Origin of the sequence: Klenkia soli, assembly GCF_900103975.1 — a bacterium.
GTDB classification, from domain to species: Bacteria; Actinomycetota; Actinomycetes; order Mycobacteriales; family Geodermatophilaceae; genus Klenkia; species Klenkia soli.
Map to the genome: position 1 here is coordinate 209,539 of NZ_FNIR01000007.1, position 24,568 is coordinate 234,106.

Consider the following 24,568-nt stretch of genomic DNA (forward strand, 5'->3'; position numbering starts at 1 on the left):
GTCAGTGCAGGGCGTGGACCGCGTCGGTGAAGGCGCGGCCCCGGTGCCCGTAGTCGGTGAACACGTCCATGGACGCGGCGGCCGGTGCCAGCAGGACGGTGTCGCCGGGTCGGGCCAGATCGGCAGCTGCACGCACCACCTGGACCATCACCGCCTCAGCCGTCCCGCTCGTCGCACCAGCCACACCGACATCGTCGCCGCTGGGGACGACGATCCGTGGGACCGCCGGGGCGTGTCGCGCCAGCGAACCGGCCAGCACCTCGCGATCACGGCCCAGCAGCACGACCCCGGCCAGCCGCGGTGCGACCGCGGCGACCAGCGGGTCGACGTCGGCGCCCTTGAGCAGGCCGCCGGCGATCCACACCACCCGGGGGTAGGCGGCCAGGGAGGCACCGGCCGCGTGCGGGTTGGTGGCCTTGGAGTCGTCCACGTAGTCGACGCCGTCGACCGTGCCGACCAGGACGTTGCGGTGCGCACCGCCGCGGAACCCGGCCAACCCCGCGGCGATGTCGGCGGCGCAGACCCCGGCGACCCGGGCGAGGGCGGCCGCGACCAGGGCGTTGACCACGTTGTGCGGCCCGGCCACCTGGAGCTCGGTGACGGCCAGCAGCGCCTCCTCGGCGGCGAACGCGCGGTCCACCAGCACCCCGGCACGCACGCCGAGCTGCCCCGGTGCCGGCTCGTCGAGGGTGACCGTGACCGGGTGGTGGTGCGCCGCGACCAGCGAGGCGGCGACCGGGTCGCCGGCGTCGGCGACCGCGACCGGCGCCCGCTCGAGCACCTTCGCCTTCGCCTCGCGGTAGGCCTGCGGGCTGCCGTGCCAGTCGACGTGGTCGTCGGCGACGTTGAGCACCGCCGCGGCCGCGGGGGCCAGCGAGCTGGACCAGTGGAGCTGGAAGGAGGACAGCTCGACGGCCACGGCGTCGAAGGCCGCCACGCCGTCGTCGTCGACGGCGGTGACCACCTCGACCAGCGGGCGCCCGACGTTGCCGGCCGCCACGGCCCGGCGTCCCCCGGCCAGCAGGAGTGCCTCGAGCATGGTGACCGTGGTGGTCTTGCCGTTGGTGCCGGTGACGGCGTACCAGGGCGCGGGCTGCCCGTCGGCCAGCGGCCGCCGCAGGCGCCAGGCGAGCTCGGGCTCCCCCACGACCTCGACGCCGGCACGGGCGGCCGAGACCAGCAGCGGGGAGTCCGGCCGCCACCCCGGGGAGGTGACCACCAGGTCGACGTCCTCGGGGCAGTCGACCACGGCACCCAGCCAGACCGCACCGGCGGCCTCGAGCTCGGCCCGCACCGCCGGGGTGCCGGCGTCGGCCAGCAGCACGGTGTCGCCGCGGGCCAGCAGCACGCGGGCGGCCGCGGCGCCCGAGACGCCCAGCCCGCAGACCAGGACCCGTCCCAGCGGGCCGGTCACAGGCCGGTGAGGGACAGCCAGTCGGCGTAGAAGGCGCCGATGCCGAAGGCGACCGCCATGCCGGTGACCAGCCAGAACCGCACGATCACCGTGTTCTCGGCCCAGCCGGCCAGTTCGAAGTGGTGGTGCAGCGGGGCCATGCGGAACACCCGCCGTCGGGTGGCCTTGAAGAACGCGATCTGGATGGCCACCGACAGGGTCACGGCCACGAAGAGGCCGCCGAGCACCACCAGCAGCAGCTCGGTGCGGGTGACCACGGCGATGCCGGCCATCAGGCCGCCCAGGGCCAGCGACCCGGTGTCGCCCATGAAGATCCGGGCCGGGGAGGTGTTCCACCACAGGAAGCCGAGGCAGGCACCCATCGCCGCGGCGGCGACCAGCGTGACGTCCAGGGGGTCGCGCACGGTGTAGCAGCCGTCGACCGCCGCGGTGCTGCAGTCGTGGCCGAACTGCCAGAAGGAGATGACGACGTAGGCGCCGAACACCATGGCGGAGCAACCGGCGGCCAGGCCGTCCAGGCCGTCGGTGAGGTTGACGGCGTTGGAGAACCCGGCGATGAACAGCAGCGCGAACAGCACGAACACCGCCGACGGCAGCGCCAGCGGGGCGATCTCGCGGACGAAGGAGATCGTGGTCGAGGCCACCGGGGCGCGGCCGCCGATCTCGACGATGGCCAGCACCGCGAAGCCCAGCCCCACCACCGTCTGGCCGACCAGCTTGGCCGTGGAGTTCAGGCCCAGGCTGCGCCGGTGCCGGATCTTCAGGTAGTCGTCGAGGAAGCCGACCACCCCCAGCCCGACCAGCAGGAACAGCAGCAGCAGCCCGGTCGAGGTGACCCCGCGGCCGGCCTGGCCGAGCAGGAACAGGTGGGCCACCAGGTAACCGATGACCGTGGCCAGCACGATGACCGTGCCGCCCATCGTGGGCGTGCCCTTCTTGGACAGGTGGCTCTCGGGGCCGTCGTCGCGGATCTCCTGGCCGAAGCCCTGCCGGCGGAAGGCCTTGATGGCGACCGGGGTCAGCAGGATGGAGATGATCAGCCCGACGGCGGCGGCGATCAGGACGGACTTCACTGGTGCGGCTCCCCGGTGGTGGCCCCGTCGGCGATGAGGTCGGCGGCCAGCAGCTCGAGCCCGTAGGAGCGGGATGCCTTGACCAGGACGACGTCGCCCGGGACCAGCACCTCCGCGAGCAGCTGGCGGGCGGCAGCCCGGTCCGGCACGTGCACCGACTCCTCTCGGGCCGCGGCGATCGCCGCGGCGTCCGGTCCCACGGCGACGACGAGGTCCACGGCGGCTGCGGCGTCCGCGCCCAGCCGTCGGTGCTCGTCGTCGGCCCCGGGGCCGAGTTCCCCCATCGCGCCGAGGACGGCGACCCGGCGGGTGCCCGTCATCCCGCGGACCGCCGCCAGGGCGGCCCGCATCGACTCGGGGTTGGCGTTGTAGGCGTCGTTGACCACCACGACGCCGTCGGGGCGGCGGGTGACCTCCATGCGCCAGCGGCTCTGCGGCACCGCGGCCGACAGCCCCTCGGCGACCTGGGCGGGCCCGAGCCCGGCGGCCAGGGCGGCGCCGGCGGCCGACAGCGCGTTGGCCACCTGGTGGGCGCCGACGACCTGCAGCCGCACCGGGTGCTGCTCGCCCTGCGCGTGCAGGGTGAACGAGGCCCGGGCGGCGTCGTCGAGCTCGACGTCGGTGGCGCGGACGTCGGCGTCGGGCGCGGTGCCGGTGAGCAGCACCCGGGCGCCGGTGCGGGTGGCCACCCGCGATGCCATGGCGCGCACGCGGGAGTCGTCGGCGTTCAGGACGGCGGTGCCGGTGGCCGCCTCGGCCAGCTCGCCCTTGGCGGTGGCGATGACGTCGGCGCTGCCGAACTCGCCCAGGTGCGCCGACCCCACGTTGAGCACGACGCCGACGTCGGGCCGGGCGACGCGGCACAGCCGCGCGACGTGCCCGACCCCGCGGGCGCCCATCTCGAGCACGAGGAAGCGGGTGCCGGCGTCGGCGGTGAGCACGGTGAGCGGGAGCCCGATGTCGTTGTTGAACGACCCGGGCGGGCTGACCGTGGCCCCGGCGGTGCCGAGCACCTGGCCGAGGAGGTCCTTGGTGGAGGTCTTGCCCGACGACCCGGTGATGCCGACGGTGACCAGGTCGGGCAGCCGCTCGTGGACCGCGTGCGCCAGCCGGCCCAGGGCCTCGACCGGGTCGTCGACGACCACCACGGCGGCGCCCTCGTGCGGGTGGGTGCTGATCGCCCCGACCGCGCCGGCGGCCACGGCGGCGGCGACGAAGTCGTGGCCGTCGACCCGCTCGCCGGGCAGCGCGACGTACAGGTCGCCGGCGCCGACGGTGCGGGAGTCGACGGTGACGCCCCCCGTGACGTCGGCGCCCTCGCCGACCAGACGGCCACCCACGGCCGTCGCGATCTCTCCCAGGCCCAGTGCGATCACGCCCGCGCCTCCAGTGCTCGTCGGAGTTCCACCCGGTCGTCGAAGGCGCTCACGACGCCGGCGACGTCCTGGCCGCTCTCGTGGCCCTTGCCGGCCACGAGCAGGGTGTCACCCGGTCGCGCGGCGTGCACCGCCGCCTCGATGGCCGCCCGCCGGTCACCCACCTCGCGCACCTCGCAGGCGGTGCCACCGGGCACCCCGGCGAGCATCGCGGCGCGGATCGCGGCCGGGTCCTCGGAGCGGGGGTTGTCGTCGGTGACCACCAGGAGGTCGCTGCCGGCGGCCGCGGCGGCCCCCATGCCGGCCCGCTTGCCGGGGTCCCGGTCCCCGCCGCAGCCCAGGACGGTGATCAGCCGGCCCGGGGTGCTCGCCCGCAGCGCCCCCAGCGCGGTGGCCACCGCGTCGGGGGTGTGGGCGTAGTCGACGACGGCGACGAAGGGCTGGCCGGCGTCGACCGGCTCCATCCGACCGGGGACGACGGTGCCGGCGATGCCGGCCAGCGCGTCGGCCACCGACACCCCCACGGCGTCCAGCAGCGCGACCGCCAGCACCGCGTTGGCCACGTTGAACGCCCCCGGCAGCCGCAGCCGCCCGGGCACCGCGTCGCCGGCCGGGGTGTGCAGGGTGAAGGCGGAGCCGCCGTCCTCGGTGGTCGCGACGTCGGTGGCCCGCCAGGCGGCGTCGCTCCCCCGACCCGACACCGTGACGGTGCCCGGGTGCAGCAGGCGGCGGCCGTGCTCGTCGTCGACGTCGACCACCTCGACCGCGGCCCGGCCGTCGAACAGCATCGCCTTGGCGGCGAAGTAGCTCTCCTCGTCGCCGTGGAAGTCCAGGTGGTCGCGCGAGAAGTTGGTGAACCCGGCCGCGGCGAAGCGCACCCCGCCGACCCGGCCCAGCACGAGCGCGTGGCTGGAGACCTCCATGACCACCGCGGTCACGCCGGCCGCGCGCATGCCGGCCAGCATCGCGTGCAGGTCGGGGGCCTCGGGCGTGGTGCGCACGCTGGACAGCTCGGTGACCACGGGCTCGCCCTGCGGGCCCGTGCCGCGGGTGCGGATCTGGACGGTGCCGATCAGCCCGCTGCTCCGCCCGGCCGCGGCCAGGCCGGACTCGACCAGGTAGGCGGTGGTGGTCTTGCCGTTGGTGCCGGTGATGCCGATGACCGCCAGCTGGTCGGCCGGCCGGCCGTGCACCCGGGCGGCGACCTCGCCGAGCACGGCCCGGGGGTCGTCGGCGACCAGCACGGGCAGGGCCGGGTCGTCGACCTCGGCCGCGCCGGCGGCGTCGGTGAGGACGGCGACCGCGCCGCGCTCCCGGGCCTGGGCCAGGAAGCGGATGCCGTGCGCGCGGGCGCCGGGCAGCGCGGCGAACAGGTCACCGGGCCCGATGCGGTCCGACGCCAGGCCGACGCCGGAGACGACGGTCGAGGGGTCGCCCTGGACGGGTGCGCCGACCAGGTCGGCCAGGTCGGACAGGGCGGTGCTCACGGGATTCCAATCTACCGGCGGGACGCACCGTCCCCTCATGTCGACCCAGCCTCCCGACCCGGTGATCAGCCCGTCGGTGCGGTGCCGGTGAGCTGGAAGTCCGGACGGGCGGTGCCGGAGGGGACGACGTCGTCGGTCATGAGCACGTACCGCATGAGGTCGGCGAACACCGGCGCGGCGACCTGGCCGCCCTCGGCGTCGCTGGAGGGGCGCTCGAGGTCCACGGCGATCACGTACTGCGGGTCGTCGGCCGGGGCGAAGCCGACGAAGGTCGTGAAGTACCCACCGCCGTCGTAGCAGCCGCACTCGGGGTTGGCCCGCTGCGCCGTGCCGGTCTTGCCGGCCACCCGGAAGCCGTCGACCTCGCCCAGCGGCGCGGTGCCGCCCGGGCCGACCACGGCCTCGAGCATGTAGGCCATCTGCTGCGCGGTGGACGCGCTGATCACCCGGGTGCCGTCGGGCTGCGCCTCGGGGGTCACGGTGCCGTCCGGGGCGGTGACCGACTCGACGATGCGCGGCGGGATGCGGACGCCCCCGTTGGCGATGGTCTGGTACACCGACGCCATCTGCAGCGCGGTCACCGAGACGCCCTGCCCGATCGGCACGTTGGCCGCTCGCGAGGCGGTCCAGTCGGCGGAGTCCTGCAGGATGCCGGCGCTCTCCCCGGGCAGCTCGATGCCGGTCTGCGCGCCCAGGCCGAAGGCCCGCATGTACTCCTCGAGCCGGGCGTCGCCGACCTCGCGGGCCAGCATGATCGTGCCGACGTTGCTGGACTTCGCCAGGATGCCGGTGACGGTCCAGTCGATGTTCGCGTGGTCGTGCGCGTCGGTGACGACGACGTCCCCGGCCTGGATGTGCCCGGGGACGCTCAGCACCGTGTCGGGGGTGGCGTGGCCGTCCTCGATGGCCGCCGACAGCGTCACGGCCTTCATCACCGAGCCGGGCTCGAAGACGTCGGAGACCGCGGGCAGGCCCAGCAGGTCGGGGTCGGTGGTGCGGGCCTGGCTCGGGTCGTAGCCCGGGCAGGTGGCCATGGCGGCGACCTGGCCGGTGTGCACGTCGAGCACGACGGCGGAGCCCTGGGTGGTGGCGCCGTCGGCGCAGGCCTGGTCGAGGCGCTGCTGCACCGTGTACTGCAGGTCCTCGTCGATGGTCAGCGTGACGTCGGAGCCGTCCACCGCGGGGGTGGACTCGTCGATGCCCGCGGGGATGGCGACGCCGCCGGCGCCCACCTCGACCCGGCGCTGGCCGTCGGTGCCCGACAGCACGTCGTCGTAGCGCTGCTCGATGCCGGCCAGCCCGTCGCCGTCGCTGCCGACGAAGCCGACGATCTGCCCGCCGACCGCGCCGGCCGGGTAGAGCCGGACCGGGTCGTCCTCGAGCACGATGCCGGCCAGGGCCAGGTCGGTCACCTGGTCGCTGGTGGCCGTGTCGACGTGCTCGGCCAGCACCACGTACCGGCCCTCGCCGGACAGCTTCTCCACCAGCTCCGAGGTGGGGACACCCAGCAGCGTGGTCAGCGCCAGCGCCGTGCGCTCGGGGTCCTCGACGATGCTGGGGTCGGCGACGACCCGGCTGGCGTCGACGGTGTAGGCCAGCGGGTTGCCGTCGCGGTCGAGCACCGCACCGCGGATGGCGGCGATGTCGAAGGTGCGCATGCGCTCGTCCGAGGCGTCGGCGGCGTAGGCCGCGCCGTCGAAGCCCTGCAGCACGACCAGCTTGGTGGCCACCGCGACCAGCAGCAGCACCAGGACGGTCAGGCCCAGCTTGTTGCGCTTGGTCCGCACGGCCGGCGACAGGCCGCGGGTGCGCCGGGTGCCCGGCTCGCGCCGCGGGCGGAAGGCGTCGCCCGAGGACGGCCGGCGGGGGCCGCTCGCCCGGACGGGACGGCGGGAGGGGTCGGGTCGGCGGTCCATCGTCAGCCTCCGGCCGGTGCGGGGGCCGCGCCGGCGTCCGGCGCGGGCTCGGGAGCGGGGGCGGGCACCGGGGCGCCGCGCACCACGGAGGTGCCGTCGGGACCGAGCACCAGGTGCCCGGCGGTGTCGGCCGGGACCAGCCCGGCCGCGGCGGCGTCGGCGGCCAGCTGGGCCGGGGTGCGCGCCGTGGTCACCTGCTGCTCCAGCCGGTCGACCTGCTGGGAGAGCTCGGTGTTCGCCGCCTTCTGCTGGCTGGCCCGCAGCGAGTCGACCGCGATCGCGGTGTTCAGCGCGAGCAGGCCCAGGGCGGTGGCCGAGATCAGCACGACCAGCAGGACCACGAACGGCGCACGGCGGGGTCGGGCGGCCGCCGCGCGGCGGGGCCGGGTGGGTGTGCCGACCGGGGCGGTGACCAGCCGCAGCTGCGGGCGGACGTGCACCGGTCCGGTGCGGCGGGTGGTCCCGGTGCGCGGGTGGGTCGACGTCGTCCGGGCAGCGGTCGAGCGGGCACTGGTGGTCCGGGCAGCGGTCGACCGGGAGGCGGTCGACCGGGAGGCGGACCGGGTGCTCGCCGCACGGGCCGCGCTCACGAGCCGGCCCGCCGGACGCGCTCGGCGGCGCGGACGCGGGCCGAGGCGGCCCGGGGGTTGGCGGCGGTCTCGGCGTCGGAGGGGGCCTCGCCGCCCCGGGTCAGCAACCGCAGGATCGGCGCGTGCTCGGGCATGGGCATCGGCATGCCCGGTGGGGTGGCGTCGGTGGCGCCGAGCGCCAGGGCCTGCTTCACGATCCGGTCCTCCAGGGAGTGGAAGGTGATGACGACGACACGGCCGCCGACGGCGAGGGCGTCCACGGCGGCCGGGAGCACGCGGGTGAGCACCCCCAGCTCGTCGTTGACCTCGATCCGCAGCGCCTGGAAGGACCGCTTCGCCGGGTGGCCACCGGTCCGTCGGGTGGCGGCGGGGATGGCGTCGCGGACGAGCTCGGCGAGCCGGGCCGTGCCGGTGAAGGGCTCGCGGGTCCGCTCGCGCTCGATCGCGGCGGCGATGCGGCCGGCGAACCGCTCCTCGCCGTAGACCTTCAGCACGCGGGTGAGCTCGCCGCGGGAGTAGGTGTTCACGACGTCGGCGGCGGTGCGCGGGCCGCTGGGGTCCATGCGCATGTCCAGCGGGGCGTCGGTGGCGTAGCTGAAGCCGCGGCTGGGCCGGTCGAGCTGGAGGGACGAGACCCCGAGGTCGAACAGGATGCCCTGCACCTCGTCGATGCCGAGGTCGGCGAGCACGTCGGGCAGCTCGTCGAACACGGCGGGCACCAGGGTGACCCGGTCCGTGTGGCCGGCGGCGGCGATCCGCCGGGCTGCCTCGGCGCGGGCGTCGGGGTCGCGGTCCAGGCCGACCAGGCGCAACCCGGGGTGCGCGTCCAGCATGGCCAAGGAGTGCCCGGCCAGGCCCAGGGTGCAGTCGACCAGCACGGCGCCCTCGGCGGCGCACGCGGGGCCGAGGAGCTCGGTGACCCGGTCGAGCAGCACGGGGACGTGCAGCGCGGGCTGCTCGTCTGCGCTCATCGCGGGCCTCCTGGTGCGATCCGTGCTGCGGGGCGTCCGTCCCGGCCGTGGGACGTCGGTGCTGCTCCGGGGTTCTCGGCGAGTTCTGGCCGATCTCCACTCGGTGGTGCAGGTCGTGCGGTGCTCGTGGTGCGGGTGGGGCTGGTGTGACTGGTCGGAGCCGGGTGGTGCCCGGGTCCAGGTGGTGCGGGGTGTCCGGGTCGGCGCGCCCGGGGGCGTCCGGCAGGTGCGGCGCGGGGCGTTCCCGCCCCACCGCGGGGCCCGTCCGGCGACGGGGAAGGTCACCGGCATGGGCCCCGCATCGGGTGCGGCTGCTGCTCGGGTCAGGGAGCAGGTCGTGCTGTGCGGTCGTGCTGTGCGGTGGTGCTGGCCGCCGGCGCCGGGTCCAGCCGCGGGGAAGTCGGCTGGCGGGTCCGGGTCCGAGCCCCGGGGAAGTGGGCTCGGGCTGCTGGCGGGTGGGGCATCGTGGGTCCCGGGGGCCGCCGTGGGGCTCGGTGGCGGCGCGGTGGGGCCCGGGGGTCAGGACAGGGTCGGCATCCCCTCGCTCTCGCTCTCCGCGTAGGCGGCCTCCTGCTCGGCGACGTAGGCGTCCCAGGCGGTGGCGTCCCAGATTTCGAACCGGGTGTCGACCCCGACCACGACGACGTCGCGGTCGAGACCGGCGTAGTCGCGCAGCAGGGCCGGGAGCGTGATGCGGCCGGCCTTGTCCGGCTCCAGCTCGACCATCGAGCCGAAGCCGAGGCGGTTGACGGCGCGGGCCTTGGAGGTGTCGGCGGCCATGGCGGCCGCGCGGGCCCGCTGGACCTCGGCTACGCGCTCGTGGGTGAGGCCGTAGACGCAGCGCTCCTGCCCCTTGGTCAGCACGACGCCGCCCGAGGCCAGCTCGCGGAAGCGCACCGGGAGGGCCAACCGGCCCTTCTCGTCGAGGCGCAGGACGTGGCTGCCGAGGAACACCGGTCCACCACCCCCACCCGCTCTTCCCGGGGGCCCGTCAGGTCCCCCTGTAGGCCCTGCCTCCCCATCGGGCGCCACAGTAACCCACCAGCCCCCACTGGACACCACTTCGCACCCCGTGTCCCCTTTTCCCCCTCGGACCCCCACCGGTGGGGGTCTGTGACAGGAGTGACGAGACCGGCACCGACGTGCGGAGCGGCCCCCCGGACGGCGGGGCCACGTACCGTGGCGGGGGTGACGGAGGCGACAGCGGTGGGGTCGGCAGGGGCGTCCCGGCACGGGGGTCCCGAGCCGGCCACGACCGTGGACGTGCAGGCCGAGGGCGCGCGGATCGGCGCGGCGATGGGCACGGTGGTCGTCGGCAAGCCCGACGTCGTGCGGCTGGCGCTCGTGGTCCTGCTCGCCGAGGGCCACCTGCTCATCGAGGACGTCCCCGGGGTCGGCAAGACCACCCTGGCCAAGGCGATGGCCCGGGCGATCGACTCCGAGGTGCGCCGGATCCAGTTCACCCCCGACCTGCTGCCCAGCGACATCACCGGCGTCGCCGTGTTCGACCAGGAGTCGCGCACCTTCGAGTTCCGGCCCGGCGCGGTGTTCGCCAACCTCGTGGTGGCCGACGAGATCAACCGGGCCTCCCCGAAGACCCAGTCCGCGCTGCTGGAGTGCATGGAGGAGCACCAGGTCACCGTCGACGGCGTCACCTACGAGCTCGCCCGGCCGTTCATGGTGCTGGCCACCCAGAACCCGCTGGAGATGGAGGGCACCTACCCGCTGCCCGAGGCCCAGCGCGACCGGTTCACCGCCCGGGTGTCGATGGGGTACCCCGACCGCGACGCCGAGCTGGCCATGCTCGACGACCGCGGCACCGTCGACCCGCTGACCCGGCTGCAGCCGGTCGCCGACGCCGCGTCCGTGCGGGCGATGGTCGACGCGGTGACCCGGGTGCACGTGGCCGACCCGCTCCGCCGCTACGTGGTGTCCCTGGTCGAGGCCAGCCGGCGCAGTCCCGACCTGCGGCTGGGCGCCTCGCCGCGGGCCGGCCTGCAGCTGCTGCGCTCGGCGCGGGCGGCCGCGGCCCTGGCCGGCCGGGACCACGTGCTGCCCGACGACGTGCAGGAGATGGCCACGCCCGTGCTCGCCCACCGGCTGCTGCTCACGCCCGACGCCGCACTGGCCCGGCGGACCCCCGAGCGGGTGGTCGGCGACCTGCTGACCGCCGTCCCGGTCCCCCGCCGGCGCTGAGCGGGTGCGCCGTCGCCCCGGCCGGCTGGCCGAGCTCACCTCCAGCCTCACGCTGCGCGGCGGCTGCCTGGTCGCCGCCGGGGTGACGCTGGTGCTGCTGGGCGCCCTGCTGGGCGAGCGATCGCTGGTGCAGGTGGCGGTGTTCGTCCTCGCGCTGCCGCTGCTGGCGACCGTCGGGGTGGCCCGGGCCCGGTTCCGGCTGGCCTCCCGGCGCACCGTCTCCCCCGCCCGGCTCCCGCGCGGGCAGGACGCCGAGGTGCTGCTGGAGGTCACCAACACCGATCGGCGCGTCGGCGGGCTGTGGGCGATGTCCGAGCAGCTGCCGGCCGAGCTCGGCCCCCGGCCGAGGTTCCTGGTCGAGCGGCTGCCGAGCGGGGCCACCGCGGCCCTGCGCTACCCCGTGCACGGGGCCCGCCGGGGCCGGATCCCGCTGGGTCCTCTCCGGCTGCGCCTGGTCGACCCCTTCGGGCTGGTCCTGCGGACCACGTCCGGCGTCGACACCGCCACCCTGCTCGTCGTGCCGCGCGTGCGGCCGCTGGGCGCCGTGTCGCTGTCCGGCGGCGCGGGGGGCGGTGCGGCGGGTGCCCGCCGGTCGCTGGCGGTGCACGGCGAGGACGACGTCAGCACCCGCGAGTACCGGCGCGGCGACGACCTGCGCAAGGTGCACTGGCGGGCGACCGCGCGCACCGGCGAGCTGATGGTCCGGCTCGAGGAGAAGCCGTGGCGGTCCTCGGCCACCCTGCTCGTCGACACCCGCGAACGCGCCCACGTGCTGGACGCCGCCGCCGTCGGCCCGACCGGCGATCCCGCTCCCCCGCCCGACACCCTGGAGTGGGTGGTGGAGGCGGCGGCCAGCATCGGCGACCACCTGCTGGCCCGGGGCGCCGACCTGCGGGTGGTCACCGAGGCGGGTGACCTCGCCGGCGCGGGTCTGGACCGCCCCGGTCTCGCCGAGCGGCTGGCCTCCGTGTCGGCCTCCCGCGCCGCCGACCTGGACACCGGGCTGCAGGCCCTCCGCCGGGTGGCCGAGAGCGGTCCGCTGGTCTGCCTGCTGGGTGCGGTGTCCCCGGCCGACGTCGCGGCACTGGTCCGCGCGCGGTCGGGGCCGGGCACCGACGTCGCCGTCCTGGTCGACGTCGCCGCCTGGCGCACGGCCCCCGGCCGGGGCGGCCGACGGCCCGCCCTGGCCCCGGGCGCCGCGCAGGAGCTCGCCGACCGGCAGCAGCAGGCCGCCGCCACGCTGCGGGCCGCCGGTTGGCGGGTGGTCACCGCCGGCCCGCAGGACGCCGTCGAGACGGTGTGGGCCCGGCTGGGCAGCGCGACCACCGATGCCGAGCCCGGCCGGGCGGTGCCGGCGTGAGCGGGCTGCGGTGGGGCACCTCGACCGCCGTCGCGGTGGCGATGCTGCTGGGCTCGCTGGCCCTCACCCCCGTCTTCCTGACCAGCGGGTGGGTCGTCCCGGTGGTGCTCGCGGTCCCGGCGGTCACCCTGTCCGGCGCGCTGGTCCGCGAGCTCGACGAGCGGTGGGGGCGGTCGAGCACCGTGGCCGCCGAGGTGGTGGCCCCCGTCGTCCAGGTCCTGGCACTGCTGGTCGTGCTGACCCTCGTGTTCGCCCCCGGGCGGGCCCTGCTCGGCGTCCTGCCGACCCCGAGCAGCGTCGCGGACCTCGTCGGCGTGCTCGGGTCGGGCTTCACCGAGATCCGCGAGCAGGCCACCCCGGCGATCCCGCTGGACGGCCTGGTCGCCCTGACCACGCTGCTGGTCGGGGTCCTCACCCTCGTCGTGGACCTGGTGGCCGTGGGCGGCCGGCAACCGGCGGCCGGCGGGCTGGCCCTGCTCGTGCTGTGCTGCGTGCCGGTGGCCACGACGACCGGCGACGTGACGCTGCTGGTCTTCCTCGGCCCGGCCGCGGGGCTGGCCCTGCTGCTGTGGGCCGACCAGCGCTTGCGGCTGTCCGGGCGCCAGCGGTCGGGGCCCGGCGCCTTCGCCGGCACCGGGGTGCTGCCCGCCCTGCGCACCGGCGCGCTGGCCGTGCTGGCCGGCATCCTGCTGCCGGTGGTGGTGCCCACGCTCGCCGAGGGCTCCTTCGCCGCCGGGCTGAGCACCGGGAGCGGCTCCGGCCCGTCGAGCACGGGGACGTCGCTGGACCCGCAGGCCGCCCTGCAGGGTCAGCTGACCCAGCCCGACCCGATCGACCTGCTCCGGCTCGAGACCGACGTCACCGACCCGTCGTACCTGCGGGCGGTCGCGCTGGACCAGTACTCGGCCGACGGCTGGGGCATCGGCGACCTGGACGCCACCGAGTCCACCGACACCGCGGGCGACCTGATCCCGCTGGCCGACGGGGTGCCCTCGCGCGAGGTCCGGGCCCGGATCACCGCGGTGGAGCACGACGACCGGTTCCTCCCGCTGTTCTCCTCCGTCGACCAGGTGACGGTCGAGGACGCCGACGACGGCGAGTGGCGGGTCGACCCCACCAGCGGCACCGTGTTCGGCCGCGACGGCGCCCGGACCAGTGGCCGCACCTGGGACGAGGTCGCCCTGGAGGCCAGGCCGACGGTGGAGCAGCTGGCGGCCAGCCCACCGCTGCCCGGTGACGACCCGGTGCAGCAGGCGTTCACCGCACTGCCCGAGCTGGACCCCCGGGTGACGAGCCTGGTCGGGCAGCTCACGAACGCGGGGCAGACCCCCGACCAACGGGTGCGGGCGGTCTTCGACTTCCTCACCGACCGGGCCAACGGCTTCGTGTACAGCCTCAGCACCGCCCCCGGGACCACCGGTGACGACCTGGCCGACTTCCTCGAGCTGCGCCGTGGGTACTGCGAGCAGTACGCCGGGGCCATGGCGGTGCTCGTGCGGGCCGCCGGGGTGCCGGCCCGCGTGGTGCTGGGGTACACCCCGGGCCAGGAGCAGCCCGACGGCAGCCGGCTGATCACCTCCGCCGACGCGCACGCCTGGGTCGAGGTGTTCTACGACGGGCTCGGGTGGGTGACGTTCGACCCCACCCCGATCTCCGCGACCCGCGCCGTGGACTCGCCGTGGGCGCAGCGCGCCGACGCCCCGACCCCCGAGGCCACCGCGGCACCCACCGCGCCGACCAGCGCCCCGGCCGGCCCGAGCGCCGAGCTGGACCGGGACGACGCCGTCGTGCCGCTGGCCACGCCGACCGCCGACGACGGACTCCCGTGGGGGGCGGTCGCGGCGTGGGGTGGCGGCTCGCTGGGGGTCCTGGCGCTGCTGGCGGTGCCGGCCCTCGCCCGCGCGGCGCAACGCAGGCGGCGCCTGGGCACGGGCGCACCGGGAGCGGTGTGGGACGAGCTGCTGGCCGTGGCGCTGGACCTCGGGGTGCCGGTGCGGTCGACCGGGACCCCGCGGCAGCTGGCCGCGGACCTGGTGGAGCGGGTGGGTCCGGCAGCGGCCCCGGCGGTCGAGGCGTTGGCGCTGGCCCTGCAGGGCGAGGTCTACGCCCCGCCGACCGCGGCGACGGGCCCCACGGACCTGGCCACCCCGGCCGGGGAGGTCTCCCGGGCGCTGCGCCGGGGCGCACCGACGCGGGCCCGCGTGCGGGCCCGACTGCTCCCGCCGAGCACCGTCGCCGACACCAGGGCCTGGCTCGGCGCGCACCGCCCCCGCCGCCCGCACCCCGCCTGATCAGCGGTCGGTCAGCCCGCGGGAGCACCAGACGAACGACCAGGACCCGTTCCGCGTGCGGAACGGGTCCTGGCCGTCGAGGAGTGCGGGGCGCCGACCGGGCTACTGGTCGTAGCGGCGGCGGAAGCGCTCTTCCAGGCGGTCCTTGAGCGGCTGCTTGCGGGCCTTGGGGGCGCCACGGCCACCGGCCCTGGGCTGACCGCCGGTGGCGGTACCCGCCTCGACGGCGCCTGTGGCGTGCTTGTAGTTGAGCACCCCGAGCACGGCACCGGCCAGCATGACCAGGAACCCGACGACACCCAGCGGCACGGATGGCAGGGCCGCACCGCCCACGAGCGCGGCGAGTCCGACGACGACGAGCAGGGCGCCCACCTGGAGCTTGCGGCGGGCGGCCTTGCGGCGATCACCGGTACGCACCTGGGAGGCGAACTTCGGGTCGTCGTCGACGAGCGCGCGCTCGATCTGCTCCAGCAACTTCTGCTCGTGCTCGGAGAGCGGCACGACGACCTCCTGAGGTCCACCTTCGGTACCGCCGGTGGCGAGTCGCCGGCGGTGCACCTGAGGATACGAGCCCGGGCCTGGGTGCGAAAGGCGAGTCGCCCCCGACACGGGGATGTCTGTCGCGGATCACCCGGAGGGGCGGTCCGCTACCGGGTGAACGACCCGGCAGGTGTGGACGTTCCCGCGGACGGGGGGCTTCACACGTCGGGTGCGGCGCGTCGGTGGCCGGGCCGGTCGGTCGGGCGCGCGGCGTGGGCGCGGCCGGCACCGGCGCGGCCCAGCAGGGTGGCGGGGCGCACCGCGCCGGCCCCGAAGCGGCGGGCTGCGCGGTCGGCGGCGAGCTCGGCGTCGCGGCGACCGTGCTCGGGCGCGCCGAGCTCCAGCTGGGTGGGCGTGCTGCCGGTGCGGGCCAGCCGCTCGGCCCGGACGCCGACCAGCCGGACCCGCACCCGGTCCAGCCCCAGGGCGTCGAAGAGGTCCCGCGCCGTGCCGTAGAGCTGCTGGCCGACGTCGCTGGGCACCGCGAGGGTGCGGGAGCGGGTGATGGTCGTGAAGTCGGCGAACCGGACCTTGAGGGTGACGGTGCGGGCGAGGAACCCCGCCGAGCGCAGCCGGCCGGCGACCCGCTCGGCCAGGTGCAGCAGCTCGCGGTGGATGACGACCGGGTCGTCGACGTCGGCCCCGAAGGTCTCCTCGGCGCCGGTGGACCGCTCGGGCTCGTCGGGCACCACCCGGCGAGGATCCCGCCCCCAGGACAGCTCGTGCAGGTGGCCACCGGCACCTCGACCCAGGGCGTGCTCGACGGTGCCGGCGGGGGCGTGCGCGAGGTCGCCGACGGTGCGCAACCCGAGCCGCAGCAGGGCCTCGGCGGTCTTCGGCCCCACGCCCCACAGCGCGGAGACCGGCAGCGGGTGCAGGAAGTCGACGACCTCGTGCGGCCGGACGACGAGCAGGCCGTCGGGCTTGCTGCGGGTCGAGGCGACCTTGGCCACGAACTTCGTGGGAGCCACCCCCACCGAGCAGGTGATGCCCTGCTCGTCGTGGATGCGGGCGCGGACCAGCTCGGCGATCGCCAGCGGGTCGCCCAGCCGGCGACCCGCGCCGGAGACGTCGAGGAAGGCCTCGTCGAGGGACAGCGGTTCGACGAGGGGGGTGATCGTGCGGAACACGGCCATGACGCCGCGGGAGACCTCGGAGTACAGCGCGAGGTCGCCGGGGACGACGACGGCGTCGGGGCACAGCCGCAGCGCCCGCGCGGTGGGCATCGCGCTGTGCACGCCGCGGGCCCGGGCCTCGTACGTGGCCGACGTGACGACACCGCGCCCGCCCGACCCGCCCACGATGACCGGCAACCCGGCCAGCGAGGGGTCGCGGCGGACCTCGACGCTGGCGAAGAAGGCGTCCATGTCCACGTGCAGCACGCGGCAGCCCTGAGCCCGGTCCACGGACCTCCTCGTCGTCGAACACGTGTTCGACACCCTACCGGGTCAGTCGCCGGCCAACCGGTCGAGGTCGGCCCCGAACCCGCCCGTCGCCCGGGGCCGGCGCCGGCCCGAGGTGACGACGGTGCCCGCCGGTGTCCGCAGCACCGTGCGGCCGGCCAGCAGCAGGGCCCCCACCAGGGCGGCGTCCTCGGAGACCGCCAGCGGGGGGAAGCCGCCGACGGCCAGGTAGGCGTCGCCCCGCACGCCGAGGTTGGCGCCGTGCACGTGCGGGTGCAGCGCGGCGGGACCGGCTGCCCGCCAGCTGTCGTAGGCGTGCGCGAACGCGGCGGCCACGTGCGGCGGGTGACCGGTCCAGTCCTCGACCCGGACCAACCCCAGGACGGCGTCCACGCCGGACTCGGCCGCCGCCCGCTGCAGGGCGAGCCAGTCGGCGGGCACCCTGCTGTCGGCGTCGGTGCTCGCCACCCAGACCCGGGCCGGTCGGGTGCCGGCCTCGGCGGCCTCGGCCAGCAGGGCCGACGCCCCGGCGTGCCGGGCGTCCCCGACGGTCTCCCCGTGGGCCTCGACCACCAGGGCACCGGCCGCGGCCGCCAGCGCGGCGGTGCCGTCGGTGCAGCGGTCGGCCACGACCACCACCCGGACGGCGACCCCGGCCAGCTCGGGGTGCCGGGCGGCCCGGCTGATCGCGGCCAGGCAGGCCGGCAGCACCCCGGCCTCGTCCCGCGCCGGGACGACGACGCCGATCACCGAGGGGATCACCAGAGGTCCTCCCCCGCGGCGACCGACGCGGCCCGCGGGTCACCGGCGGGTGCCCGCACCCAGCAGTCCAGGAGGAGGTCGGGCTCCTCGTGCACGGCGACCCGGGGCCAGTCCAGCGTCGACCGCAGCGCGGCGTGGACGGCGTCCCCGGTCTGCGGGTAGTCGGCCACGGGGTGCCGCCAGTGCACCGCGAGCAGCGTCCCGCCGGGGCGCACCGCCGTCCGCACCTGGGCGAGGACGGCAGCCAGGTCGGCCGGCGACAGGTAGTAGAGGACCTCCGACAGCACGAGCAGGTCGACCTCGGGGAGCGGGTCACCGGGCACCGACCGCTGCGCGACGGCGACCCCGGGGTTCCGCAGGGCGGCCCGCGCCACGGCGGCGGCGCTGGCGTCCCAGGCGGTGAGCCGGTCGCAGCGCGGGGCCAGGGCGGCGGTCAGCTCGCCGACCGAGCAGCCCACCTCGAGCCCGTCGGGGTACCGCTCGCGCGGCAGCACCGCGGTGGTCAGGGCGTACTTGCGTCGCTCGTACCAGCGGCTGCGCATCGACCAGGGGTCGTCGGCGGCGGCGTAGAGGTCGTCGAAGTAGGACGGGGGAAGGGTCACCAGAGCACCTCGTGGTCGCGGTCGAAGTGGGCCAGGAACTCCGGCGGCAGGATCGCCGGGTCGGGGCCCAGCGGCTGGACCTGGGTGGTGAAGCACGCGACGGCGGCCCGCTTGGCCGCCCGCACGGAGGGCGGCAGCGGGACCGCCCGCGCCCGGTCCCAGGGCACCCGCGGGTCACCGGGTGCGGCCCAGTGCCAGGTCCACACCGGGAACTGCAGGACCGGGACGTCGCCGGCCGCGGCCACAGCGGCCCGGCCCACCGCCTCGTGGTCGGGGTGGCCGTCACCGGTCCAGGGCGCGAGGACGGCGTCCGCCCCCGCCAGCAGCGCACCCAGCGCCACGACGAGGTCGCCCTCGTGGGCGGAGACGGCGGAGTCCGGCAGGCCGAGCCGGGTGCAGGTCGTGGACCCCGCACCCAGGACGTCGAGGGCACGGGCGTGCTCGGCGACCCGGGCCACGGCCAGCGCGGCCGGGCCGAGCACGGGGTTGCCGGGGTGGCTGGCCTCGCCGTCGGTGACCGCGACCAGGTGCAGCTGCACCCCGGCCCCGGCCAGCATCGCGAGGATGCCGCCGACGCCGAGCACCTCGTCGTCCGGGTGCGCCGCGCAGACGACCACCCGCCGCCAGGTCGGGTCGGGCACCCACTGCGGGAGGTCCGGGGCCCACCCGGCCCAGGCCGACTCCGGGGTCGCGCCGGGACCGTGCCCGGCGGCGGGCGCGCTCACCGGCCGGTCCGCACGACGTCGGCCGGCGCCGCTGCCCGCACGGCGTCGGCCAGCGCCGCGAGGTCCCGGTCGCCGTGGTGCTGGCGCAGGTAGACCTCCAGGTCGGCACGGCGGGCGGCATGGGCGCCGTCGTGCGCGGCGGGGCCGGCGCCCAGGGCGCGGCCCGTGGTGGCCAGCACCTCGAGCCCGGTGCGGACGGCCAGCCCGCGGACCCGGTGCGCCCGGGTGGCGGCGACCCCGGCGGCGTCGAGCGGGTCGGCGTCCACCTCGGCGGCCGCCACGGCCAGCGCGGCGTCCACGGCGTGCAGGGCGACGTCGACCGCTCCCCAGGCGGCGTCGCGGTAGGGGTCGGGGCCGGCCGCCACGGCCTCGGCCAGCGCGGCGGCGACCCCGTGGGCCCCGCCGGCCCAGACGGCGGCGACGCCGATGCCGCCGTGCCAGAAGCCGGGGCGGTCCAGGTACGCGCGCGGGCCGCCGACCGCGGTGGCGGGGACGTCGCACAGCTCGACGTCCACGGTGTCGCTGCCGGCCATCCCTGCGGCGCGCCAGCTGCCGGGTCGGGGGACGACCCCCGGGGCGGACAGGTCGACGAGGAAGAGCCGGCGGCCGTCCTCGGCGTGCGCGGTGACCAGCGCCGAGGTGCACGCCCGGGCACCGGAGCACCAGCGCTTGGTCCCGGTCAGCCGCCAGCCGCCGACCGACCGTGCCACGACCCGGCCGTCCGGTGGCTCGGCGGCCCACACCCCCAGCCGCTCGCCCGGGCCGGGGACCGGGCCGTCCAGCTCGGCCAGGACCGCCACGGCGTCGGCGTGGCCCTCGGCCAGCCGGGCCAGGGGCAGGTCCTGGGCGCCCAGGGCGGACAACCCGGACCAGCGGCGGGCCGTGTCACCGCCCCCGGGGAGCGGGAGGGACCAGCCGTCGTCGACCAGGTCGGCGAAGGCGGCAGCGGTGCGGGTGACCTCGGCGGTCCAGCGGTCGGTCACCCGGGTCCTCTACCCGTGCCCGGCGGGGTCCCAACCCGGATGTGTAGCGCGACGACCGCTGCGGTAGGACTCCCCCGGGACCGCCGACCGGCGGTCGCACGACGAGCTTGATGGAGGAATCGTGGCGTTCGACGACGACGACATGACCAGCACCGAGGGTCCCGCCGACAGCGGTGCCGGTGAGGGCACCCCGGGCCAGCACGACGGCGGTGCCGACGGCGGCGCCGAGGGCCCCGCGGACAGCGGTGCCGGTTCGGGTACCCCCGGCCAGCACGACGGCGGTGCCGACGGCGGCGCCGAGGGCCCCGCGGACAGCGGCGCCGGCGAGGGCACCCCGGGCCAGAGCGACGGCGGCGCGGACGGGTCGGCCTGACGCCGACCCCGACCACGCAGGGCCGGGCGGAGGAAGCTCTCCGCCCGGCCCTGCGGCGCTGCATCGGCGTGGACCCGGAGGTCTTCGCCGCGGCGTACTGGTCGCGCCGACCCCTCCTGACCAGCGCTGCCGAGCTGGGGCAGGACTTCTCCGACCTGCTCACCCTGGCCGACGTCGACGACCTGCTCTCCGTCCGCGGCCTGCGCACCCCGTTCCTGCGGATCGCCAAGGACGGCGCCGTCGTCGACCCCAAGCGCTTCACCGGCTCCGGCGGCGCCGGCGCCGAGGTGGCCGACCAGGTGTCCTCGGACTCCGTGCTCCGGCTGTTCAGCGAGGGCTCCACCGTCGTGCTGCAGGGCCTGCACCGGCTGTGGCCGCCGCTCATCGCCTTCGCCGACGCCCTGGCCGCCGACCTCGGCCACCCCACCCAGGTCAACGCCTACATCACCCCGCCGTCCTCGCGCGGGTTCTCCCCGCACTACGACGTCCACGACGTGTTCGTGCTGCAGGTGGCCGGCGAGAAGCACTGGACGATCCACGAGCCGGTGCTCACCGACCCGCTGCGCACCCAGCCGTGGGGCGACCGGGCCGACGCCGTCGCCGAGCGCGCCGCGCAGACCCCGGTCGTCGACGCCGTGCTCCGGCCCGGCGACGCCCTCTACCTGCCGCGCGGCTACCTGCACTCGGCGGTGGCGCTGGGCGAGATCAGCGCCCACCTGACCATCGGCGTGCACAACGTGACCCGGTGGGGCGCCGTCGAGTCCGCGCTCGACCTCGTCCGCACCCTGGCCACCGACGACCCCGCCCTGCGCGCATCGCTGCCGCTGGGGGTCGACCTCTCGGCACCGGGCACGACCGCCGACGACGTCGCCGCCGTCCTGGCCGGGCTGCACGCGGCCCTGGACCGGGTCGACCCGGCCGCGGTGGCCGACCGGCTGAGGTCACGCACCTGGGCCCAGGTCCGCCCCGAGCCGGTGGCCCCCCTCGCGCAGTCGGCCGCCGCGGCCGCCCTCACCGCCGACACCGTGCTCCGCCTGCGGCCCCGGCTGCGGGTGCAGCTCCGCGACGCCGTCGGCGACGAGGTCGTGCTCGTGACCGGCCGCCAGCACCGCACGTTCCCGGCCGCCCAGCGGCCGGCCCTGGCCGGGTTGCTGGCCGCCGGCGAGCTGAAGGTCGGCGACCTGCCCGGTCTCCCGGCCGACGAGCAGCACGAGCTGGCCCGGCGACTGGTGGTGGAGTCGGTGGCGGTGGTCCCGGACGCGCGAGCTGTGCACCATGGAGGGGATGAGCGCGGAACAGGTGCCTGACGCGGCACCGGCAGACCCCTACTGCCAGGACGCCGACCCGCGCACCTACCCGGCGGGCCGGCTGGACGAGGGCCGGTGCTCGGTGCAGGCGCTGGTCGCCGGCGACTCCCCGATCGCGACGGCTCCCCCGGCCCGACGCTGGTTGCTGGTCGAGCAGCCCGGGCCGTGGGGCCGCGACGCGTTGCTGCAGTCCCGGTTCGACGCCGAGGTCGCCCCCCGGCTGGCCGAGCGCGCCCGCGCGGCGGGGCTGCGGATCCAGATGGTCCGTCGCCCCGGCGAGCGGTTGTCGGACTCCCGCGGGCGGTGGGCCGTGGCCGACGTGCACGCCCCGTGGGTCCGCTGGTCCACCCGCGACCAGGACGCCGACCTGCTCGACGTCCCCCTGGACGGGTCGGTCGGCATCGAGTCCGACGCCCCGACCTTCCTGGTCTGCACCCACGGCGGGCACGACGCCTGCTGCGCGGTCCGCGGCCGGCCGCTGGCCCGCACCCTGGCCGGGGACGTCTGGGAGACCAGCCACCTGGGCGGCGACCGGTTCGCCGCCAACGTGCTCGTGCTGCCCACCGGCCACCTCTACGGCCAGGTGCCCGAGGACGGCGGCGGGCTGGTCGAGGCGCACGGCCGCGGCGAGGTGCTGCTGCCCGGCCTGCGCGGCCGGGCCGGGCTGACCCCGCCGGCGCAGGCCGCCCAGCAGTTCGCCCGGGTCGAGCTGGGTCTGGTCGGGGTGGCCGACCTCCCGGTCACCGGGGCGCGGGCCGACGAGGCCGCCCCGGACGGTTCGCAGCGCTGGACGGTGACGCTGACCGGACCGGTCGGCGAGGTCCGGGTCGTGCTGGACAGCCGGCTGTCCGGCGAGGCCCGGCAGCTCACCTGCGCCGCGCTGCGACCGGGCCGGTTCCGGACCTGGCACCCGGTCTCGGTGACCTCCTAGAGCTCGGCCTCGGCCCGCACCCGGCGGGACGGCGAGAAGATCTGCAGGTCCAGGAAGTCCGGTGGCTCGGCGATGCCCGGGCCGCCGTCGGCGACCCAGCGCAGCACGTCGGCCGTCGTCTCCTCGTCGAGGACCCCACCCAGCCAGACGGGCCGGGCGCCCGCGGCGCGGCCGGCCGGGCTGGGGCTGACCACGACGACGTTGGACCGCTCGCACGCGTCCAGGCAGTCGACCACCCGCACCCGCGCGGTGCCGCGCTGGAGGGCGGTCAGCTGGGCGCGGTGGTCGGTCCCGGGGTGCTTCTCCACCCGGCCGCAGCAGCAGCCGCGGCACACCGTCAGGGTCGGGCCGCTCACAGCGCGCTCCCCCGGGCGACCAGCAGCGGGATCGCCAGCTCGGTGGCGGTGAGCGAGCCGTGGTAGGCCGCGAGCATCGAGGGCACCTTCTCCTGCTGGGTGGCGGTGACGGCCCACGTGCCGCGGGCCAGGGCGACGACGTCGCCGATGCGGGCGGCCAGGTCGTCGTCGACCGGGCCGAAGACGCCGCTGGCGATCGCCTCGTCACGGCCGACCACCCAGGCCCGGTCGCCGAGCTCGGCGCGCCAGGCGGCGAGGACGTCGCCGGCGGCACCGTCGACGGCGTGCACGTAGCGGGCCCGCGGTTCACCGGCGAGCAGGCGCACCCCGGCGCCCAGCGCCGGGGTGGCGTCGACGTCGACCCGGGTGTCGGCCGGGACGTCGAGCATGCCGTGGTCGGCGGTCACCAGCAGGGCCGCGTCGTCGGGCAGGCCGTCGAGGACCTGGGCGACCATCAGGTCGACGTGGGCCAGCTGCTGCCGCCAGCTCGGGGAGTCGACCCCGCGGACGTGGCCGGTGAGGTCGAGCTCGGCGTGGTAGCCGTAGACGAGCGCGCGGTCGTGGGCGGTCAGGGCCTGGCCGAGGGCCGCGGCGAGGTCGCCGGGGCTCACCGCGGGGGCGTAGCGGGCGCCGCGGTAGGCGGCCCGGGTCAGCCCGGAGCCGGCGTAGGCGTAGGGCCCGACGACGGCGGCCGGGACGTCGGCGGCGGCCAGCTGCTGGAAGACGGTGGGGCGGGCCTGCCAGGTGGCGGGGTCGGGGTCGTCGGTCCACTGGGTGTGGGTCAGCGCGCGGTCCTGCCCGGGCACGTCGGTGACGAAGCCGAGCACGCCGTGGCTGCCGGGCGGGAGACCGGTGCCCAGGCTGGTCAGGCTCACCGGGGTGGTGCTCGGGCAGGGCGCCTGCAGGTCACCGAGCGGGCCGGCCAACGCCGTTAGCGTGGGCGCCAGGTCGGGGTGGGCCCGCACGAGGTCGGCGCCGAGCCCGTCGACGAGCAGCACGGCGACCCGCCGCGCGCCGCGCAGCACGTCGGTGAGGCCGAGCGGGTCGGGCCCGCCCACGCCCAGGCAGGACGCCACCGACGGCAGGACGTCGGCGAGGGTGGCGGTGCCGTAGGCGGGACGGTGCAGGTCGGCCGGCAGGGTCACGGCTGACCGGCGCCCCGGGTGGCGATCACGTGCAGGCCGGTCGCGACGTCGCGGTAGGGCGAGACGCCGGCCAGCTCCAGCTCGAGGCGACGGAGGGCCTCGGGGTCGGCACCCGAGCTGGACTCGAGCAGGTCGGCCACGACGGACACCCCGCGCCACTCCCCCGCCTCCAGCCCGGCCCCGTGCACCAGCGCCAGCAGCTCGTCGGGGCTGAACCGACGGCGGGCTGCCCGGGTGCGCGAGCGGGCCGGGGCGGGGTCGCGGTCGTCGAGCAGCGCCCGCGCCTCGACCGGGTGGCCGCCCAGCGCCCGGGCGAGCACCGCCCCGGCCCGGTTGGCCGCGGTGACGCTCAACCGACCACCGGGGCGCAGGGCCGCGGTGATGCCGGCCAGCGTGGTGGCCGGGTCGTCGACGACCTCGAGGACGGCGTGCACGAGCGCGAGGTCGTAGCCGGCATCCGGGCCCCGGACGGAGCCGAGCTGGTCGGCGTCGCCCTGCACGCCGTGCACCCGCCCGGCGACACCGGCGAGGTCCGCGCGACGACGGAGGGTCGCCAGGGCGTCGGCCGAGGTGTCGACGACGGTGACCGTGTGGCCCAGCTGGGCCAGCGGGACCGCGAACACCCCGGCCCCACCGCCCACGTCGAGCACCTGCAGCGGGCCACCGCCGACCAGCGGGTCGAGCGCGGCCCAGACCGCGGCGGCTCGGACCGGGGGCTCGGCGAGGCCGGCCGGCGCGGCGGGCGGGTTCTCGGGCTGGGGCACCCT

The 24,568-nt window shown here is 77.0% G+C and carries 23 protein-coding genes; 6 read left to right on the forward strand and 17 right to left on the reverse strand.

The features are described from left to right. Position 1: 1 nt before the first annotated feature. From murD to mraZ, 8 genes are all read right to left on the reverse strand, one after another. On the reverse strand, positions 2-1,414 hold the full coding sequence (gene murD / locus BLS67_RS12730; RefSeq protein WP_091245493.1) for a UDP-N-acetylmuramoyl-L-alanine--D-glutamate ligase: 1,413 nt from the start codon (positions 1,412-1,414) through the stop codon (positions 2-4). Beyond that, complete coding sequence (gene mraY / locus BLS67_RS12735; RefSeq protein WP_091245566.1) at positions 1,411-2,487, reverse strand: phospho-N-acetylmuramoyl-pentapeptide-transferase; 1,077 nt, start codon at positions 2,485-2,487, stop codon at positions 1,411-1,413. Before mraY ends, murD begins: the two co-directional genes overlap by 4 nt. After that, the gene (locus BLS67_RS12740) at positions 2,484-3,863 is read right to left on the reverse strand and encodes a UDP-N-acetylmuramoyl-tripeptide--D-alanyl-D-alanine ligase (RefSeq protein WP_091245568.1); all 1,380 of its coding nucleotides are present in this window, start codon (positions 3,861-3,863) and stop codon (positions 2,484-2,486) included. The genes mraY and BLS67_RS12740 overlap by 4 nt, the downstream gene beginning before the upstream one ends. Further along, positions 3,860-5,350, reverse strand: a complete 1,491-nt coding sequence (locus BLS67_RS12745) for a UDP-N-acetylmuramoyl-L-alanyl-D-glutamate--2,6-diaminopimelate ligase (RefSeq protein WP_242654043.1) — start codon at positions 5,348-5,350, stop codon at positions 3,860-3,862. Before BLS67_RS12745 ends, BLS67_RS12740 begins: the two co-directional genes overlap by 4 nt. Positions 5,351-5,415: 65 nt before the next feature. Continuing rightward, positions 5,416-7,266, reverse strand: a complete 1,851-nt coding sequence (locus BLS67_RS12750; RefSeq protein WP_091245573.1) for a peptidoglycan D,D-transpeptidase FtsI family protein — start codon at positions 7,264-7,266, stop codon at positions 5,416-5,418. Positions 7,267-7,268: 2 nt separating this feature from the next. Further along, positions 7,269-7,856, reverse strand: coding sequence for a cell division protein FtsL (gene ftsL / locus BLS67_RS12755; protein ID WP_091245576.1), 588 nt, complete (start codon positions 7,854-7,856; stop codon positions 7,269-7,271). Further along, positions 7,853-8,827, reverse strand: a complete 975-nt coding sequence (gene rsmH, locus BLS67_RS12760) for a 16S rRNA (cytosine(1402)-N(4))-methyltransferase RsmH (protein ID WP_091245578.1) — start codon at positions 8,825-8,827, stop codon at positions 7,853-7,855. Before rsmH ends, ftsL begins: the two co-directional genes overlap by 4 nt. Before the next feature lie 519 nt (positions 8,828-9,346). Next, positions 9,347-9,781: a division/cell wall cluster transcriptional repressor MraZ gene (gene mraZ, locus BLS67_RS12765; protein WP_091245580.1), complete on the reverse strand. Its 435-nt coding sequence runs from the start codon at positions 9,779-9,781 to the stop codon at positions 9,347-9,349. A gap of 234 nt (positions 9,782-10,015) precedes the next feature. Between mraZ and BLS67_RS12770 the strand changes: the two genes are divergently transcribed. The 3 genes from BLS67_RS12770 to BLS67_RS12780 are packed head-to-tail and all read left to right on the forward strand — an operon-like array spanning position 10,016 to position 14,674. Next, positions 10,016-11,023 carry an AAA family ATPase gene (locus tag BLS67_RS12770; RefSeq protein WP_242654044.1) on the forward strand — a complete coding sequence of 336 codons (1,008 nt, stop codon included), beginning with the start codon at positions 10,016-10,018 and terminating at the stop codon, positions 11,021-11,023. A gap of 4 nt (positions 11,024-11,027) precedes the next feature. Then, entirely contained in the window at positions 11,028-12,383 is a 1,356-nt protein-coding gene (locus BLS67_RS12775) for a DUF58 domain-containing protein (RefSeq protein WP_242654045.1), read from the forward strand. Beyond that, complete coding sequence (locus tag BLS67_RS12780) at positions 12,380-14,674, forward strand: transglutaminase TgpA family protein (RefSeq protein WP_242654046.1); 2,295 nt, start codon at positions 12,380-12,382, stop codon at positions 14,672-14,674. Before BLS67_RS12775 ends, BLS67_RS12780 begins: the two co-directional genes overlap by 4 nt. A 102-nt stretch (positions 14,675-14,776) precedes the next feature. Here BLS67_RS12780 and BLS67_RS12785 read toward each other — a convergent pair whose 3' ends face one another. From BLS67_RS12785 to BLS67_RS12810, 6 genes are all read right to left on the reverse strand, one after another. Continuing rightward, a complete protein-coding gene (locus BLS67_RS12785) occupies positions 14,777-15,175 on the reverse strand; it encodes a DUF3040 domain-containing protein (protein ID WP_091245582.1) in 399 nt (132 codons plus the stop codon). Positions 15,176-15,372: 197 nt separating this feature from the next. Next, entirely contained in the window at positions 15,373-16,620 is a 1,248-nt protein-coding gene (dinB, locus tag BLS67_RS12790) for a DNA polymerase IV (RefSeq protein WP_242654047.1), read from the reverse strand. Positions 16,621-16,662: 42 nt separating this feature from the next. Further along, the gene (locus BLS67_RS12795) at positions 16,663-17,379 is read right to left on the reverse strand and encodes a glycosyltransferase (protein ID WP_207500533.1); all 717 of its coding nucleotides are present in this window, start codon (positions 17,377-17,379) and stop codon (positions 16,663-16,665) included. Next, positions 17,376-17,981 (reverse strand): SAM-dependent methyltransferase, encoded by a 606-nt coding sequence (locus tag BLS67_RS12800; protein WP_091245585.1) that lies wholly within the window; start codon positions 17,979-17,981, stop codon positions 17,376-17,378. Before BLS67_RS12800 ends, BLS67_RS12795 begins: the two co-directional genes overlap by 4 nt. Continuing rightward, positions 17,978-18,706, reverse strand: a complete 729-nt coding sequence (locus BLS67_RS12805; RefSeq protein WP_091245586.1) for a PIG-L deacetylase family protein — start codon at positions 18,704-18,706, stop codon at positions 17,978-17,980. Before BLS67_RS12805 ends, BLS67_RS12800 begins: the two co-directional genes overlap by 4 nt. Then, a complete protein-coding gene (locus BLS67_RS12810; protein WP_091245589.1) occupies positions 18,703-19,689 on the reverse strand; it encodes an acyl-CoA dehydrogenase family protein in 987 nt (328 codons plus the stop codon). Before BLS67_RS12810 ends, BLS67_RS12805 begins: the two co-directional genes overlap by 4 nt. A 121-nt stretch (positions 19,690-19,810) precedes the next feature. On the opposite strand from BLS67_RS12810, the gene BLS67_RS12815 reads away from it, so the two are divergent. The 3 genes from BLS67_RS12815 to BLS67_RS12825 all read left to right on the forward strand — a co-directional run bounded on the left by BLS67_RS12815 (position 19,811) and on the right by BLS67_RS12825 (position 22,300). After that, positions 19,811-20,062 carry a hypothetical protein gene (locus tag BLS67_RS12815; RefSeq protein WP_091245591.1) on the forward strand — a complete coding sequence of 84 codons (252 nt, stop codon included), beginning with the start codon at positions 19,811-19,813 and terminating at the stop codon, positions 20,060-20,062. Between the two features lie 68 nt (positions 20,063-20,130). Beyond that, the gene (locus tag BLS67_RS12820) at positions 20,131-21,369 is read left to right on the forward strand and encodes a cupin domain-containing protein (RefSeq protein WP_242654049.1); all 1,239 of its coding nucleotides are present in this window, start codon (positions 20,131-20,133) and stop codon (positions 21,367-21,369) included. After that, positions 21,347-22,300 (forward strand): sucrase ferredoxin, encoded by a 954-nt coding sequence (locus BLS67_RS12825; RefSeq protein ID WP_242654050.1) that lies wholly within the window; start codon positions 21,347-21,349, stop codon positions 22,298-22,300. The genes BLS67_RS12820 and BLS67_RS12825 overlap by 23 nt, the downstream gene beginning before the upstream one ends. Here BLS67_RS12825 and BLS67_RS12830 read toward each other — a convergent pair. The 3 genes from BLS67_RS12830 to BLS67_RS12840 are packed head-to-tail and all read right to left on the reverse strand — an operon-like array spanning position 22,297 to position 24,565. Further along, the gene (locus tag BLS67_RS12830; RefSeq protein ID WP_091245595.1) at positions 22,297-22,656 is read right to left on the reverse strand and encodes a hypothetical protein; all 360 of its coding nucleotides are present in this window, start codon (positions 22,654-22,656) and stop codon (positions 22,297-22,299) included. The two genes, BLS67_RS12825 and BLS67_RS12830, sit on opposite strands and share 4 nt — an antisense overlap. Next, a complete protein-coding gene (locus BLS67_RS12835) occupies positions 22,653-23,801 on the reverse strand; it encodes an alkaline phosphatase family protein (RefSeq protein WP_091245597.1) in 1,149 nt (382 codons plus the stop codon). Before BLS67_RS12835 ends, BLS67_RS12830 begins: the two co-directional genes overlap by 4 nt. Then, positions 23,798-24,565, reverse strand: coding sequence for a methyltransferase domain-containing protein (locus BLS67_RS12840; protein ID WP_207500534.1), 768 nt, complete (start codon positions 24,563-24,565; stop codon positions 23,798-23,800). Before BLS67_RS12840 ends, BLS67_RS12835 begins: the two co-directional genes overlap by 4 nt. Positions 24,566-24,568 lie beyond the last annotated feature (3 nt).